The sequence below is a fragment of the Micromonospora purpureochromogenes genome (genome assembly GCF_900091515.1).
GTDB lineage: Bacteria > Actinomycetota > Actinomycetes > Mycobacteriales > Micromonosporaceae > Micromonospora > Micromonospora purpureochromogenes.
On the sequence record NZ_LT607410.1, the window covers coordinates 1,822,575 to 1,837,615 of the forward strand.

Annotated in this window: 13 protein-coding genes and 1 pseudogene; 9 read left to right on the forward strand and 5 right to left on the reverse strand. The window is 73.5% G+C overall.

All coding sequences use genetic code 11. The features are described 5' to 3' along the window. Positions 1-38: 38 nt before the first annotated feature. Entirely contained in the window at positions 39-656 is a 618-nt protein-coding gene (locus GA0074696_RS08550; protein ID WP_088964444.1) for a DUF4126 domain-containing protein, read from the reverse strand. A gap of 71 nt (positions 657-727) precedes the next feature. Between GA0074696_RS08550 and nucS the strand changes: the two genes are divergently transcribed. Further along, positions 728-1,387 carry an endonuclease NucS gene (gene nucS / locus GA0074696_RS08555; RefSeq protein WP_088964445.1) on the forward strand — a complete coding sequence of 220 codons (660 nt, stop codon included), beginning with the start codon at positions 728-730 and terminating at the stop codon, positions 1,385-1,387. Positions 1,388-1,399: 12 nt separating this feature from the next. On the opposite strand, the gene GA0074696_RS08560 is transcribed toward nucS, so the two are convergent. Continuing rightward, on the reverse strand, positions 1,400-2,899 hold the full coding sequence (locus GA0074696_RS08560) for an aldehyde dehydrogenase family protein (protein WP_088960589.1): 1,500 nt from the start codon (positions 2,897-2,899) through the stop codon (positions 1,400-1,402). A 250-nt stretch (positions 2,900-3,149) separates the two neighbouring features. Here GA0074696_RS08560 and GA0074696_RS08565 point away from each other — a divergent pair, with 250 nt between their 5' ends. The 8 genes and pseudogenes from GA0074696_RS08565 (at position 3,150) to GA0074696_RS08595 (ending at position 9,577) form a co-directional block, all read left to right on the forward strand. Continuing rightward, positions 3,150-3,635, forward strand: a complete 486-nt coding sequence (locus GA0074696_RS08565) for an FHA domain-containing protein (RefSeq protein ID WP_088960590.1) — start codon at positions 3,150-3,152, stop codon at positions 3,633-3,635. Positions 3,636-3,772: 137 nt separating this feature from the next. Continuing rightward, the gene (locus GA0074696_RS08570) at positions 3,773-4,837 is read left to right on the forward strand and encodes an alpha/beta hydrolase (protein WP_088960591.1); all 1,065 of its coding nucleotides are present in this window, start codon (positions 3,773-3,775) and stop codon (positions 4,835-4,837) included. 119 nt (positions 4,838-4,956) lie between these two features. Continuing rightward, positions 4,957-6,747, forward strand: coding sequence for a 3-hydroxyacyl-CoA dehydrogenase family protein (locus tag GA0074696_RS08575; protein WP_088960592.1), 1,791 nt, complete (start codon positions 4,957-4,959; stop codon positions 6,745-6,747). Positions 6,748-6,788: 41 nt separating this feature from the next. Next, a pseudogene (locus GA0074696_RS08580) lies at positions 6,789-7,284 on the forward strand (SigE family RNA polymerase sigma factor). Continuing rightward, complete coding sequence (locus tag GA0074696_RS08585; RefSeq protein WP_088960593.1) at positions 7,281-8,072, forward strand: hypothetical protein; 792 nt, start codon at positions 7,281-7,283, stop codon at positions 8,070-8,072. Before GA0074696_RS08580 ends, GA0074696_RS08585 begins: the two are co-directional and overlap by 4 nt. Before the next feature lie 135 nt (positions 8,073-8,207). Next, positions 8,208-8,330, forward strand: a complete 123-nt coding sequence (locus GA0074696_RS32225) for a hypothetical protein (protein WP_269458714.1) — start codon at positions 8,208-8,210, stop codon at positions 8,328-8,330. 98 nt (positions 8,331-8,428) lie between these two features. Then, on the forward strand, positions 8,429-8,710 hold the full coding sequence (locus GA0074696_RS08590) for a hypothetical protein (protein WP_088964446.1): 282 nt from the start codon (positions 8,429-8,431) through the stop codon (positions 8,708-8,710). 66 nt (positions 8,711-8,776) lie between these two features. After that, on the forward strand, positions 8,777-9,577 hold the full coding sequence (locus GA0074696_RS08595) for an alpha/beta hydrolase (RefSeq protein ID WP_088960594.1): 801 nt from the start codon (positions 8,777-8,779) through the stop codon (positions 9,575-9,577). A 3-nt stretch (positions 9,578-9,580) separates the two neighbouring features. On the opposite strand, the gene GA0074696_RS08600 is transcribed toward GA0074696_RS08595, so the two are convergent. The 3 genes from GA0074696_RS08600 to GA0074696_RS08610 all read right to left on the reverse strand — a co-directional run bounded on the left by GA0074696_RS08600 (position 9,581) and on the right by GA0074696_RS08610 (position 14,983). Further along, complete coding sequence (locus GA0074696_RS08600) at positions 9,581-10,642, reverse strand: AI-2E family transporter (RefSeq protein ID WP_088964447.1); 1,062 nt, start codon at positions 10,640-10,642, stop codon at positions 9,581-9,583. An 806-nt stretch (positions 10,643-11,448) separates the two neighbouring features. Further along, complete coding sequence (locus GA0074696_RS08605; protein WP_088960595.1) at positions 11,449-13,536, reverse strand: hypothetical protein; 2,088 nt, start codon at positions 13,534-13,536, stop codon at positions 11,449-11,451. A 178-nt stretch (positions 13,537-13,714) separates the two neighbouring features. Then, positions 13,715-14,983, reverse strand: a complete 1,269-nt coding sequence (locus GA0074696_RS08610; RefSeq protein WP_088960596.1) for a coiled-coil domain-containing protein — start codon at positions 14,981-14,983, stop codon at positions 13,715-13,717. Positions 14,984-15,041: the final 58 nt, after the last annotated feature.

Below are 15,041 nucleotides of genomic sequence, written 5' to 3' on the forward strand. Positions count from 1 at the left end.
GGGGTGCCGGCCAGCGGCGTTTCCGCCCCAGGAACGGGTCAGACGCGGAAACCGGCGGCGCGGGCCGCCTGGCGTTCCCGGCGGCGGTCGGAGCGGCGTCGCAGGAACCAGAAGAAGAAGGCCGCCAGCCCCAGCAGGAAGGCCAGCACCAGCACCGGCAGGACGATCGCCACCAGGGACATGACCACGCTGGTCGCGTCCTCGGCGGTGCTCGCCACCGGCGCGCCGAAGCCCACGGTGGTGGCGTTGACGACCGGCCGGGCGGCCGACTTCAGCAGGTGCACGCCGAGCGCGATGACGACACCGGTCACCACCGGCACCCACTGGTGGGACGAGAAGAAGCTCCCCGGGTCGCTGACCGTCACGGTCTCCGAGCTGGCGCCGGCGCCGAACGCCAGGCCGCCGGCGGTCGGGCGCACGACGGTCTGCACGAGGTCGTTGACGTGGTCGACCACCGGCACCTTGTCGGCGACGACCTCGACGGCGAGCAGCACCGCCAGGATCAGCACGACCCAGCCGTTGCCCAGCCACTGCCAGCCGCTCGGCAGCTCGATCAGGTCGGTGTAACGGGCGAGCAGTCCCATGATGATCAGGGGGATGTAGGCGTTCAGGCCGGCCGATGCGGCCAGGCCGGTACCCGTGAGAACTTCGAACACCATCTCAGCATCGCACCGGCACGCCAGTGCCGCTCGGTGGCGACGGTCCGGTCCTCGGCTACCCTCGTCGGGTGCGGTTGGTGATTGCGAAGTGCTCGGTGGACTATGTCGGACGGCTCTCGGCTCACCTGCCGCTGGCCACGCGGTTGCTGATGGTCAAGGCGGACGGCTCCGTGTCGATCCACGCTGACGACCGGGCGTACAAGCCGCTGAACTGGATGAGCCCGCCCTGCCGGCTCGAGGAGGCCCCGGGCGTCTGGCGGGTGGTCAACAAGGCCGGCGAGGAGCTGCGGATCACCCTGGAGGAGATCTTCCAGGACACCTCGTACGAGCTGGGTGTCGACCCGGGCCTGCGCAAGGACGGTGTCGAGGCGCACCTGCAGGAGCTGCTCGCCGCCAACCCGGAGACCCTCGGCGAGGGCTTCACCCTGGTCCGGCGTGAGTACATGACCGCCATCGGCCCGGTCGACCTGCTCTGCCGGGACGCCAACTCCGGCGCGGTGGCCGTCGAGGTGAAGCGGCGCGGCGAGATCGACGGCGTGGAGCAGCTCACCCGCTACCTGGAGCTGATGAACCGCGACCCGCTGCTCGCCCCGGTCTCCGGCGTCTTCGCCGCGCAGGAGATCAAGCCGCAGGCCCGCGTGCTCGCCACCGACCGGGGGATCCGGTGCGTGGTGGTCGACTACGACAAGCTGCGCGGCATCGAGCGCGACGAGCTGACCCTCTTCTGACCCGCCGGCCGCTCAGCGCCGGCCGTACATCAGCTTGGCGGCCTTGACCAGGCGCGCCACGTCGGCGGGGGTCCGCTCGAAGGTCATCGACGGCAGCAGCGACCGGGCCCGGCGCCGGGTGATCGACTTGGTCCGGCCGAACTCGCGCAGCCCGTCCTCGCCGTGGATCCGCCCGAAGCCGGAGTCACCCACCCCGCCGAACGGCAGCGTGGACATGCCGGCGAAGGTGAGCGCCGAGTTGACCGAGGCCATGCCCGAGCGCAGCCGCCGGGCGATCGCCACCGCCCGCTTGCGACCGAAGACCGAACCCCCCAGGCCGTACGACAGCGCGTTGGCCCGGCGTACGGCCTCGTCGGCGTCGCTGACCCGGCTGATCGTCAGCGTGGGGCCGAAGGTCTCCTCGCGAACGGCGGCCGAGGTCTCGGGGACGTCCACCAGCACGGTCGGGTGCACGTACGGCGGCTGGACCGCGCCCGGCCCGCCGAGTACGGCGCGGCCGCCGGCGGCGACGGCGTCGTCGATGTGCCGCCGGATCACGTCGAGCTGGCTGGGCATGGTGATCGGGCCGATGTCGGCGCCCTCCGCGCCCACGGTCAGCCGGGCGGCGCGGGCGACCACCTTGTCGACGAAGGCGTCGTAGACCGGCTCGACGGCGTAGACCCGCTCGATGCCGATGCAGGTCTGGCCCGCGTTGGTCAGCGCGCCCCAGACGCACGCCTCGGCGGCGGCGTCCAGGTCGGCGTCGGCGTCGACGATCATCGCGTCCTTGCCGCCGGCCTCCAGCAGCACCGGGGTCAGCGACTCGGCGCAGGCCGCCATCACCTTCTTCGCGGTGGCGGTGGAGCCGGTGAAGGCCAGCTTGCCCACGCCCGAGCGGCACAGCGCCGCGCCGACGTCGCCGAGTCCGTGCACCGCGGTCAGCACCGGCTGCTCCGGCACCACCTCGGCGAAGGCGTCCACCAGCCACTGCCCGACGGCGGGGGTGTACTCGCTGGGCTTGAGCACGACGGCGTTGCCGGCGGCGAGGGCGTACGCGGTGGAGCCGATCGGGGTGAAGACCGGGTAGTTCCAGGGGCCGATCACCCCGACCACCCCGTACGGCTGGTATTCGAGGTGGCCGGAGAACTCGGCCAGGATCAGCCGGGAGCGGACCCGGCGCGGCCCCAGCACCCGGCGGGCGTTACGGGCGGCCCAGTCGATGTGCTCGATCGCGGTGAGGATCTCAACGATGGCGTCGGCGACCGGCTTGCCGCCCTCGACGTGGACCAGCTCCGCCAGCTCCTCGATCCGCCGGGCGAGCAGGCCGCGCCAGCGCAGCAGCCGCTCCCGGCGCCCGGTGAAGCCCAGACCGGCCCACCACTCGCCGGCGGCCCGGGCCCGCTCGACCGCGCGGGCGACGTCGTCGGGGGTGGCCACGGGGAAGCGGCCGGCTTCGGCGCCCGTCGCGGGGCTCGTCGAAACCAGCCGATCGCCCTCGATGACCGGGGTGCCGGGGACATGCACAGCCGTCATGGCGGAAGTCTAGACCCGCAGATTACCCACCGGTAGGGGTGACTGGAGCGGTCCTCGGCCGCCCGTCGTGGACCGGCCGTGCCGCGCGCCGCCGACTGTTGCCGGCTCCGCCGCGCCGTCGCTCGCCGTCCGACCGGTTAGCGGGAGTTGTCCGGCCGGGGTCGCGGAGGTGTCCGCGCGGGTGGTGAGGTGGGTGGCTGGGACCTGACACGCTGACGCGGGGCGAGGGTGGGTGGGGAGCTGACTGTCCATGCAGGATCATCCGGAACTGACACCGCTGCTGACGGTGGCGGGCGGGACGATGCGCGGGGCCAGCTTCCGGCTGAGCCCACGGCCGCAGGTGATCGGCCGCGCGCCGACCGCCGACATCGTGGTGACCGACCCGCACCTGAGCCGGCGGCACGCCGAGGTGCGGCTGACCGACGCCGGGGCCGTCCTGGTGGACCTGGGTTCCACCAACGGCACCTGGCTCAACGACCGGCGGATCACCGGCCCGGAGCAGCTCTGCGACGGTGACGTGGTCCGGCTGGGCCGTACCGAACTGCGCTTCTTCGACCCGGGCCTGGCCACCACCGACCCGGTGGGGCTGCGCTTCGCCGGCGGTGGCCCGGTCCGCCGGGACCACCGGCCGACCCTGCCGCTGCCGCTGGCCGCCCCCGCCACCGGGCCGACCGACGCCTGGCCCGCCGGCGGCGCGCCGGTCGGATCGGCGGCCGGGACCGACGGCGCCACCTGACCTGCCGCCGCGTCCCTGACCGCCGGAGGCCGTGCCGCGCCCCCGGTCCTCGTGCGGGGCGCGGCACATCCGGCCGCGCCGGATCGTGGGCGGCCGGCCCATGGACCAGGGGACGTCGCCGTGGCAGCATGCCGCGGATGGAGATCGAGCAGCGGACCGTGACGGCGAACGGCATCACCCAGCGGGTACGGGTGGCCGGACCGCCGGACGGCGTGCCGGTGCTGCTGGTGCACGGCAACGGCTCCTCCTCGGCGTTCTGGGAGCCGCTGGTCCGCCGGCTGCCCGCGACGCTCCGGGTGGTCGCGCCCGACCTGCGCGGGTACGGCGACACCGAGACCGCCCCGGTGGACGCGCCCCGGGGACTGGCCGACTTCGCCGACGACGTGGCCGCCCTGCTCGACGAGCCGGGTCTCTTCGCCGCCGGCGCGCGCCCGGTGGTGGTCGGGCACTCCCTCGGGGGCGGGGTGGCGATGCGGCTGCTGGTCGACCACCCGGACCGGGTGGCGGCTCTGTTGCTGGAGGCCCCGGTGTCGCCGTACGGCTTCGGTGGCACCCGCGACCTCGACGGCACCCCGACCACGCCCGACTTCGCCGGCACCGGCGCCGGCTCGGTGAACCCGGACTTCGTGGCCAGGCTCGCCGCCGGCGACCGGAGCGCCGACGCCCCGACCAGCCCGCGCTGCGTGCTGCGGGCGACCTACGTCGCCGACCCGGCCTCGCTTGGCGAGGACGAGGAACTACTGCTGGACAGCCTGCTCTCCACCGCGACCGGCGACGACAACTACCCCGGTACGGCCGGCACCTCGCCGCACTGGCCCGGCACCGCGCCTGGATCGCGAGGCGTGCTCAACGCGCTCGCCCCCGTCCACTTCCGGCTCGCCGACGTGCTGGTCGCCGTCGAGGTCAAGCCGCCGGTCGCCTGGGTACGCGGCGACGCCGACGTGATCGTCTCGGACACCTCGCTGTTCGACCTGGCGTACCTGGGGTCGCTGGGGATGGTGCCGGGCTGGCCGGGGGAGCAGGCGTGCCCGCCGCAGCCGATGGTCGGGCAGACCCGGGCGGTGCTGGAGCGGTACGCCGCAGCCGGCGGCACGTACCGGGAGGTGGTGCTTCCCGGCTGCGGGCACAGCCCGCACGTGGAACGGCCGGCCGAGTTCGTGGCCGAGCTGCTGGCGCTGACGGGGGTGCCCGCGACGAACTGACCCGGTGCGTGAAATATCCCACGGCGTCTCGACAACGCAGCGTCGCGTGGCAGACTCCGGCGCATAACCTTAGTCGCCGTTCAAGTCGGCGGGGTGCGGAGCAACAGGGGAGGCCGGTCGTGGCGCGCGAGTTCACCAGTGTGGGTGTGGTGGGTCTGGGCACCATGGGTGCCGGCATCGTCGAGGTCTTCGCCCGCAAGGGCATCGACGTCGTCGCGGTGGAGATCTCCGAGGCCGCCCTGGAGCGTGGCCGGGTCACCCTCACCGGCTCCACCGACCGGGCCGTCGCCAAGGGCAAGCTCGCCGAGGCCGACCGGGACGCCCTGCTGTCCCGGGTGCACTTCCAGGTCGGGCTGGACGCATTGCACTCGGTGGACCTGGTGATCGAGGCCGTCCCCGAGCACCTCGACCTGAAGCAGCGGATCTTCGCCGAGCTGGACCGGGTCTGCAAGCCCGAGGCGATCCTGGCCACCAACACCTCCTCGCTGAGCGTCACCGAGATCTCGGTCGCCACCAGCCGGCCCAACCAGGTGATCGGCATCCACTTCTTCAACCCCGCCCCGGTGATGAAGCTGGTCGAGGTGGTCCGCACGGTGGTCACCTCCGCCGACGTGGTCGCCGACGTCGAGGTGCTCTGCGAGCGGCTCGGCAAGGTCGACGTCACCATCAGCGACCGGGCCGGCTTCATCGCCAACGCGCTGCTCTTCGGCTACCTGAACCACGCCGTCAGCATGTTCGAGGCGCGGTACGCCACCCGCGAGGACATCGACGCCGCCATGAAGCTCGGCTGCGGCCTGCCGATGGGCCCGCTCGCGCTGATGGACCTGATCGGCCTGGACACCGCGTACGAAATCCTGGACACGATGTACCGGCGGGGCGGTCGCGACCGCCGGCACGCCCCGGTGCCGCTGATCAAGCAGATGGTCACCGCGGGTCTGCTCGGCCGCAAGTCCGGCCGGGGCTTCTACACCTACGAGCGGCCGGGCTCCCCGGTGGTCGTACCCGACGAGCAGACGCCCGTGGCGTCGGAGTCGGCACTCGCCGACGGCGCCCGGGGGATCGCCAAGGTCGGCGTGGTCGGCTCCGGGACGATGGCCACCGGCATCATCGAGGTCTTCGCCAAGGCCGGCTACGAGGTCGTCTCGGTCACCCGGGGCGCGGAGAAGTCCGCCAAGGTCTTCGAGTCCGTCAAGACCTCGCTCAACAAGGGCGTGGTGCGCGGCAAGCTCAGCGAGGCCGACCGGGACGCGGCGCTGGGCCGGATCAACTGGTCCGCCACGCTGGAGCACCTGGCCGACGTCGACCTGGTGGTCGAGGCCGTGGTCGAGGAGCTGAGCGTCAAGAAGGCCCTCTTCGCCAGCCTCGACGAGATCTGCAAGCCGGGCGTCGTGCTCGCCACCACCACCTCCTCGCTGCCGGTGATCGACGTGGCGATGGCCACCCAGCGGCCGGCCGACGTGGTGGGGCTGCACTTCTTCAACCCGGCGCCGATCATGCCGCTGATCGAGGTGGTGCAGACCATCCGCACCTCGACGGAGACCACCGCCACCGCCAAGGCGGTCTGCGCGACGCTGGGCAAGACCGGCGTGGTCTGCGGTGACCGCTCCGGGTTCATCGTCAACGCGCTGCTCTTCCCGTACCTGAACGACGCGGTGAAGATGCTGGAGGCCAGCTACTCCACCGCCGACGACATCGACTACGCGATGAAGCTCGGCTGCGGCTACCCGATGGGCCCGTTCGAGCTGCTCGACGTGGTCGGGCTGGACGTCTCGCTGGCCATCCAGCGGGAGCTCTACCTGGAGCTGCGCGAGCCGGGCTTCGCCCCCGCGCCGCTGCTGGAGCACCTGGTCACCGCCGGTTACCTGGGTCGCAAGAGCGGCCGGGGCTTCCGCGACCACACCCGTCGCTGACCCCGGTCAACACGCCGCGCCCGTGACGGCGTCTTGAGGGTGTGACCTTCGAGGAGCACGTCAGCAGCCGCGGCCCGGCGCTCGTCCGCCTGGCCCGGCTGCTGACCGGTGACGAGCACCGCGCCGAGGATCTCACCCAGGACGTGCTGGCGCGTGCCTACGTGCACTGGCGCAGGATCGCCACGTGCCGACCACCCGGACGTCTACGTGCGCCGGATGCTGGTCAACGCCAACACGTCCTGGTGGCGCCGGCGGTCCAGCCGGGAACTGGCCACCTCCGAGTTCGCCGAGCGGGCCCACCGTGGCGATCTCGGCGGCGAGGCGGCCGAGCGGGACGAGATGTGGCGGTTGATCCTCGCGCTGCCCGACCGCCAGCGGGCGGTGCTGGTGCTGCGCTACTACGAGGACCTCGACTACGCGACCATCGGCCAGATCCTGGACTGCTCGCCGGTCACCGTCCGCACCCACGCGATGCGGGCGCTCACCCAGCTGCGGGAGCGCTACGGCGTCCCCACCACCAACGGGAGCCGGTCGTGACGGACCTGGACCAGCGGATCGCCGACACACTGCGGAAGCGCGCCGAGGGCGCGGTGGACACGGACCTGTTGACCGCCCGGGCCGTCGGCGCGGGGCGGGCCCGGCGGCGACGTCGCGGGGTGGGCGCGGGCGCCGCGCTCGGGCTGGTGACGGTGCTCGGCTTCGGCGCCACCACGGGCGGCGCGCTGCCGGTGCCCACGCCCTGGTCGCACGCGGCCCCGACCGCCGCCTCGATCGCCCCGCCCCCGGCCCCGGACGCGCCGGTCGCGGCCGTCTCGCCGGAACTGGTCGGCACCGACGCGGGCGTGCTGCACTTCGGGGTGGACACCACCCGTGCGCGCTACCTCGGCTGGGAGTCCGGGCGCGGGGTGGAGAGCGTCCTCGTCGAGGTCGCCGGCGGGCGGCGGGTGGCGATCGACGTGGCGCCCGGCCCGACCGAGGTCGAGCAGGCCGGCCACGAGGGGATGAGCTACGGCCCGGCCCGGACCGCCTCGGCCGACTTCGACGGGCAGGTCGAACGGGTCCAGCCGGCCGGCCCCGGCGGCGAGCCGGGCTGGGTGCTGCGCTGGCGGATCGGCCCGTTGCACGCTCGGGCCACCACCGTCGGCCCGGACGACACCGCCGTGCGGACGGCCGTCGGGGCGCTGCGGATGGACCGGGCGCACCGGTGCCCCTCCCCGCTCCGGCTCACCACGCTGCCGGCGGACGCATTCCTGGCGCGCTGCGCGGTCAGGTGCGCCTTGGGGATGCCGAGCAACTCCAACTGCTCGCCCCGCGGGGAGCGGTAGGCGGCTCTGCCGCCGATCGTCCGGTTACCAGTGGCTCGACCCCCGGCGATCTCCGAGTGGCGCTCCAGGCGGACCTCCAGCCGCTTCTCCCCGGGCGCGACGACGGTGAGGGTCACGTCCAGTGAGTCGGGGAAGTTGACCACGCTGACCGCGTACTTCGGCTGGCCGCATCAGGGGTTCACCGAGACCGACGCGGCCACGGTCCTGGGCGGGGCGCGGATCGCGGGCGACCTCACCCGGCCGGAGAGCTGGGACTGAACCGGGCACCGGCCGGCGGAGGGTCCCGCCGGCCGGACCGTACGCTGGAAAGCGTGAGCCCCCGTCGCAATCGTCCCCGCCGGGACGACGCCGCCCACCTGGAGCCCGACCGCGTCCGGCAGGGCGTCGCCTCGGTGCAGCAGTGGCGCGACGGCGAGTGGCAGGTACGCGGGATCGGCGGCGGGGCGTCCACCAAGACGTACCGCTGCCCCGGTTGTGACCAGGAGATCCGCCCCGGGGTGGCGCACCTGGTGGCCTGGCCGGCGGACGGCACCGGCGACCTCACCGACCGCCGGCACTGGCACAGCGGCTGCTGGCGGGCCCGGGACCGGCGCGGCCCGGCGACCCAGCGCGGGCGCAGCGCGCCGAAGTACGGCTGAGCGATCTGGATCACCCTGTTTCCGCCCGGGCGGGCGGCGGCGGTGAAGTCGCGCCAGACTTGAGTGGTGAGCACACCGATCCGCGCGTCGTCGATCCTGCCCGGCCACCGGGAGGACATCGAGCTGCACACCGCCGACGGCCTGCGCCTGGTCGGTGAGCTGGCCCGGCCGGTCGACCGGGAGCCGGTGGCCACCCTGGTCTGCCTGCACCCGCTGCCCACCCACGGCGGGATGATGGACAGCCACGTCTTCCGCAAGGCGGCCTGGCGGCTGCCGGCCCTGGCCGACCTGGCCGTGCTCCGGTTCAACACCCGGGGCACCAGCAGCGTCCGCGGCACCAGCGAGGGCGCCTTCGACGCCGCGGTGGGAGAGCGGTTCGACGTCGCCGCCGCCATCGAGTACGCCGAGTTCCACGAGCTGCCGAACATCTGGCTGGTGGGCTGGTCGTTCGGCACCGACCTGGCCCTGAAGCACGGCTGCGACCCGGCGGTGGCCGGCGCCATCCTGCTCTCCCCGCCACTGCGCTTCTCCGAGCCGGCCGATCTCGCGGTGTGGGCCGAGTCGGGCACCCCGCTCACCGCGCTGGTGCCCGAGTTCGACGACTACCTGCGGCCGGACGAGGCGCGGGAGCGCTTCGCGGCGGTGCCGCAGGCCGAGGTGGTCGGGGTGCCCGGCGCGAAGCACCTCTGGGTGGGCGACGCCGAGACGGTGCTGGACGAGATCGTCCGGCGGGTCAACCCGGCGGTGCCGCTGCCGCTGCCCACCACCTGGGACGGCCCGATCGAGACCGGCGACGTCAGCGCGTACGCCGACCGCACGGTGGCCTCCTTCGCCGACACGCCCGTCCCGGGGCCGGTGCGGGACTGAGGGTCAGCGGTCCTCCTGCCGGGGCAGCACCACCTCGCGCAGGATGAGCTGGAGCGCCGCCACCGTCGGGATGGCGATCAGCGCGCCGACCACGCCGATCAGCGCCACCCCCAGCAGCGCGGCGAGCAGGGCGGCCACCTCGTTGACCTCCACCGACCGCCGCATCACCTTCGGGTAGATCAGGTAGTTCTCCACCTGCTGGTAGATCAGGAAGAAGGCCACGCAGGCGATCCCCGTCGGCAGCCCGGTGGCGAACCCGACCAGGGCGACGATGACCGCGCCGAGGGTGGCGCCGATCTGCGGGATCAGGTCGGTCACCGCGACGACCACGGCCAGCGCGAACGGGTACGGCAGCCCGACGATCAGCGCGAAGATGAAGGTGCTCACGCCGGCCAGCACGGCGATGCTCAGCGCCCCCACCATGTACGCCCCGACCTTGGTCAGGATCGCGTCGCCGATCAGGCTGACCCGCTGCCGCCGCGAGCGGGGGACCAGCGCGTACGCCAGGGTGCGCAGCTTGTCGAAGTAGGCCAGGAAGTAGATGGTCAGCACCAGCACGGTGAGCGCCCGGAGCAGGGTGCCGAAGATGAGCTGGGCGCCGCCGAGCACACCGCCGAGCGCCCGGCCCACGGTGTCGGCGTTCGCCGCCGACCGCACGCGCTCCATCACGCCGTACCGTTCCACCAGGTCGTTGACCGTGGGGTTGCGCCGCAACTCCTCGATGTAGCTGGGGATCTGGTCGACGAACTCCTCGGTCTGCGTCACCACCGGCGGCACGATCGCCACCAGGCCGCCGGCGATCAGCAGCACCAGGGTGAGCACCACCGTCGCCACCGCGAGACCGTGCGGCACTCCCCAGGAGCGCAACCGGACCACCGCCGGGTTGAGCCCGACCGCCAGGAAGAGCGCGATGACCACCAGGACGAGGATGCCGCCGGCGTTGCGGATGCCCAGGTAGAGCGTGTACGCCAGCAGCACGCCGAGCGCACCGGTGAAGCCGACCAGGAAGCTGCTCCGCCGCAGCGGCCGCCCCGGCTGGCCGTAGCGCCCCGAGGGGGTCGCCACCGGAGCGACCGGCTCGAACTCCGTCGGGTCGGCGTCGGTCGCCGGGTGCTCTGCGTCGCGCTGGGTGTGTCTTCCGCCGGGCGTGGTGGGTCGGGTGCCGGCGTCGTCCCGGAATTCGCCCTCCACCGGTTCGTCCTGTCCCACCCGACCTCCCCGGATCGTGTCCCCGGCGGTACGCCGAACCTGTCGGACCGTCCCGGCCCGAGCTCCGGACCGGCCCCCCTGCCCGGAGGGTAGTGGCCGGCAGGTGCCCGAGCCAGCCCCGCCCGTAATGTCCGGCCGTCCTCCAGGCCTGCCGGACCAGCCACGCCCCGCCGACCGGGCCTCGGCTGGACGGCTTTCCGCCCGGGTGGTCCGCCCGGGCTGGCTGCTTGCCGACGTTGGTCGGTCATTCCATTCGAGGGTCGCACCGCGCCGGGCACCCGGAAGGTCCCTTCGGCTCCTTTGCTCTGCTGCCCAGCCGGCAACACTGGGAGCGCTCCGCTGTTGCCGGGACCGCAGCAGAGCAAAGCGTGTGGCGCAGGGGTGTCGTCGGTGCCGGGTCGCCACGACGCTGGCGGAATCGGGACCGCAGCGGGCTGGGGATCGTCGTGAGTCGGAACCGTCGTGGCTCGCGACCGTGGCGGTGCCGGGACGGTGGTGGGTCGGGGCTGTGGCGGTGCCGGGACGGTGGTGGGTCGGGGTCGTGGCGGTGCCGAGTCGAGGCGGTTCAGGACCGGGACAGGCTCAGGACCACGGCGGCGCGGTCCTGGCCCAGCTCACCAGGGCAGCCGTTCCGGCGCTCGCCGCCGCCGGAACGGCCCCGGTCACTCCGACTCGGCGGTGACCTTGCTCGGCTTCGCGCCGCGCTCGTCGGTGGTCGGCTTGGTCGGCCGCTTGCCGTTCTCGCCGGTGCTGGTGATCTTGGTCGGGTTGGCCTCGCGGCCTCCCGTGCCGCCCACCGCGGCCACCGTCGGCTCCCGGTCCACGCCGGCGCTGGCCGTGCCACCGTCCACGGTGGTCACCGACTCGCGTGCCTTGGGCTTCGCCCCGTCCGTGCCGGCGACCGGCTCGGCCTTCGGCCTGGCCCCGTCCGTGTCCGGCGCGGTCTTCGCGCCGTCGCCGGTGACCCGCGCAGCGTCGGCGATGGCCTTTACGGCGTCGGCCTTGGGCTTCGCGCCGTCGGCGGTGGGCTTCGCGCCGTCGGTGCTCGGGGTGACGCCGGCGAGCGCCGGAGTGGCACCGTCCGTTGTCGGTACGGCCGCCGTCCCGGTGACCTTCCGGAGCTGGAACTCGGTGATCTGCCGCTGGAGCTCGTCGGACTCCTGCCGCGCCTGCCAGGTCTCCTGGCGCAGGTCGGCGAGTTGCTGCTGGGCCTGCGCGATCTCCAGCATCACCTGGGCTAGCTGCTGCCGGCCCGCCGCCGCCTCCTGCTGCGTCGCGGCCAGGTGCTGCTGGGTGGTGGCCAGGTGCTGCTGGGTGGTGGCGGCGTACTCCTCGAACTGCCGGCGGGACGCCGCGACGTGCTCGTCGGCCTTGCGGCGCTTGTCGGCCGCGTCCGTCTCGGCCCGCTGGAGCAGCGTGGTGGCCTCCTCCTCGGCCCGGCGGCGCATCGTGAGCGCGTCGACCTCGGCGGCCCGACGGACCTCGGCGGCGCCCTGCTCGATCTCGTCGCGGCGCGCCGTCCACTCTCGCTCCAGCTGGTCGTGGCGGGTCTTGTGCTGCTTCTCCAGCTCGTCGCGGCGCTTGGCGTACTCCTGCTCGATGGCGGCGCGACGCTGGGCCAGCTCCCGGTCGGCGGCCTCCCGCCGGCCGTTGACCTCCTTCTCCACGCCCGCCCGCCAGGCGCCCAGCTCCTGCTGTGTCTGGGCGCGGGCGTGCTGCACGTACGCCTCGGTCTCGCTGCGCATCCGCTGCACGTACGCCTCGGTCTCGGCGCGGCTGCGCTTGGCCGTCTCGGCGGCCTCCGTGGTCAGCCGGTGCGCCTCCTGCCGGGCCCGGCCCCGGGTGCCCTTCGCGGTCTCCTCGGCGTCGTCGGTGATCCGCTTCGCCTCCTGGAGGGCCTTGGCGTGGGTGGCCCGCCCGGCCTCGGCCGCCGACTCGGTGAGCCGCTTGGCCTCCTGCTGGGCCTTGGCGTGCACCTCCTTGGCCGCCTCGCGCAGCTCGGTGGCCTCCTGCTGCGCCTTCGCCAGCGCCTCTTTGGCCGTCTCGCGCAGCTTGGTGGCCTCCTGCTGGGCCCGGCTGTGGATCTCCTTGGCCGTGTCGCGGAGCTGGGTGGCCTCCTGCTGCGCCTTCGTCAGCGCCTCCTGGGCGGCGGCGCGCAGCCGGGTCGACTCGTCCTGGGCTGCGGCGCGCAGCCGATTCGTCTCGTCCTCGGCCGTGGCCCGCAGCCGGGCCGCGTCCTCCTTGGCGCTCTTGAGCGCGGCCGCCGCCTCGGCCTTGCGGGCGGCGGTGTGCCGCTCCTCCTCGGCGCGCCGCGCCGCCAACGCGATCTCGAAGTCCTTGAGCGCCCGGGCGGCCTGCTCGCGGGCCTCGTCGATGATGTGCTCGGCGGCGGCGCGACGGGCCTCGATCTCCTCGCTGGCGGCGCTCAGGATGGCGTCCGCCTGCTCCTCGGCGAGGGCGAGGATCTGTTCGACCCGGGGTCCCAGGTGCTTGAAGGAGGCGCGGTCCACCACCGCCACCTGCTTGCGCACCTGAGCCAGGTCCCGCTGGAGATGCTCGACCTGCCCGGCCAGCTTGTGGATCTGGGTGTACGCCTGTTCCCGCTCGGCCGTCAGGGTCGCGATCTCGTGCTCCGCACGAGCGACGTACCGGTCGACCTGTCGTTTCTCGTACCCCCGCAGGGCGGACTCGAAGCTGGGCTCCGTGGTCACGTCCCCGCCGAGAGCGAACAGTTCCTCGCCGTGCGACATGCCCCCATCCTCACACGCATCCGGTCCTGCTGGGGCGATACGGACGCCCCGGTTGGGACCTACTTCACTGCGGTCGTACCGGTCGTATCAGGGGTTGGGAAACGCATACGGCGCGGGGTGTCACCGGTCACCCGGTGTCACCCCGCGCCGTGAATTCATGCCCCGACGGTGCGGTGGGTCAGCTGGCCGTCTCCGCGGTCGCCCGCTGCTCGGTGCCGGCGGCCTTGGCGGCCTCCGGCTTCGCCGGCGCGGCGGCCGGCTGCTGCATCGGCACACCCGGCACGATGCCGGCCAGGCCGGAGAGCATCTGGCCGAGCTGGGAGGTGACGGCGTCCTTCTGGCGGGTGAGGTCCTCGACCTCGCGCCGGGCCGCCTGGGTGGTCAGCTCCGCCTCGGTGCGCGCCTCGGTGAGCTGCCGGTTCGCCTCGGCCTTGGCCTCGTTGAGGGTCTTCTCGGCCAGCGCCTTGGCCTTGTCGACGGTCTCGTTGGCGGTGCGCTCCGACTCGACCCGACGGGCCTCGGCGCGCTGCTCGATCTCCTTGGCGCGCTCCTGGGCGGCGCGGGCCCGCTGCTCGGCCTCGCCGACCAGCTTCTGGGTCTGCGCGACCTGCGCGGCGTGCCGCTCGGACTCCTCGCGCTCGGCCTTCTCGCGGCGCTCGGCGAGCTGCAGCTCCAGGGCCTGCAGGTCCTTGTCCCGCTTGTCGCGGGCGTCGGTGAGCAGCTTGGTCGCCTCGGCCCGCTTCTCCTCGGCCTCGCGCGCGGCCTTGGCCCGCTGCTGGGTGATCTCCCGCTCGGCGGTGGCGCGCAGGGTGGCGACCTCCCGCTCGACCGTAGACTTCAGCTCGGCCACCTCGTGCGCGGTGACCGTACGCAGCTGCTTGGTCTCCCGGTCGGCGTCGGCGCGCAGGGTGTCGGCCTCGCGGCGGGCCTGCACGCGGACCTCGGCGGCCTCGCGCTCGGCGCTGGTGCGGACGTTGCCGGCCTCCCGCTCGGCGGTGGCCTTCATCGCCGCCGCCTCGGCGCGCGCCTTGTCGGTGATCTCCCGGGCCTCCAGGCGGGCCGCGGAGAGGATGCCCTCCGACTCGCGCTTGGCCTCGTTGCGGTGGTCGTTGGCCTGCTCCTCGGCCAACCGCAGGATCTGCTCGACGCGAGTGCCCAGGCCGGAGAGGGTCGGCCGGCTGTTCTCCTCGAGCTGCTTGTTGGTGTCGGTGAGCTTCTGCTCGAGCGCGCTCTGGCGCTGCTCGGCCTGGCGGAGCCGACGCTGGGCGTCGTTCATCCGCTGCTCGGCCTCGGCGCGGGCCTGCTCGGACTGGGTCAGCGCGGCGGTCATCCGGCCGATGAAGTCATCGACCTGGTGAGTGTTGTATCCGCGCAGGCCGACGGTGAAATCTGGCTGCGAGTTCGCGTTATCGAAGAACGCGAGAGGGGAGGACTGCTGCTGGGGCATTGGGACATACTCGCAGACCCCCCGGGGTCGTTCGCAAGAGCGGTCCCGAGCTTTCGTG

Coding starts and splice junctions, on each gene's coding strand:
- GA0074696_RS08570 (WP_088960591.1), top strand. CDS start 3,773: ATGGAGATCGAGCAGCGGACCGTGACGGCGAACGGCATCACCCAGCGG.
- GA0074696_RS08605 (WP_088960595.1), bottom strand. CDS start 13,536: ATGTCGCACGGCGAGGAACTGTTCGCTCTCGGCGGGGACGTGACCACG.
- GA0074696_RS08560 (WP_088960589.1), bottom strand. CDS start 2,899: ATGACGGCTGTGCATGTCCCCGGCACCCCGGTCATCGAGGGCGATCGG.
- GA0074696_RS08610 (WP_088960596.1), bottom strand. CDS start 14,983: ATGCCCCAGCAGCAGTCCTCCCCTCTCGCGTTCTTCGATAACGCGAAC.
- GA0074696_RS08565 (WP_088960590.1), top strand. CDS start 3,150: ATGCAGGATCATCCGGAACTGACACCGCTGCTGACGGTGGCGGGCGGG.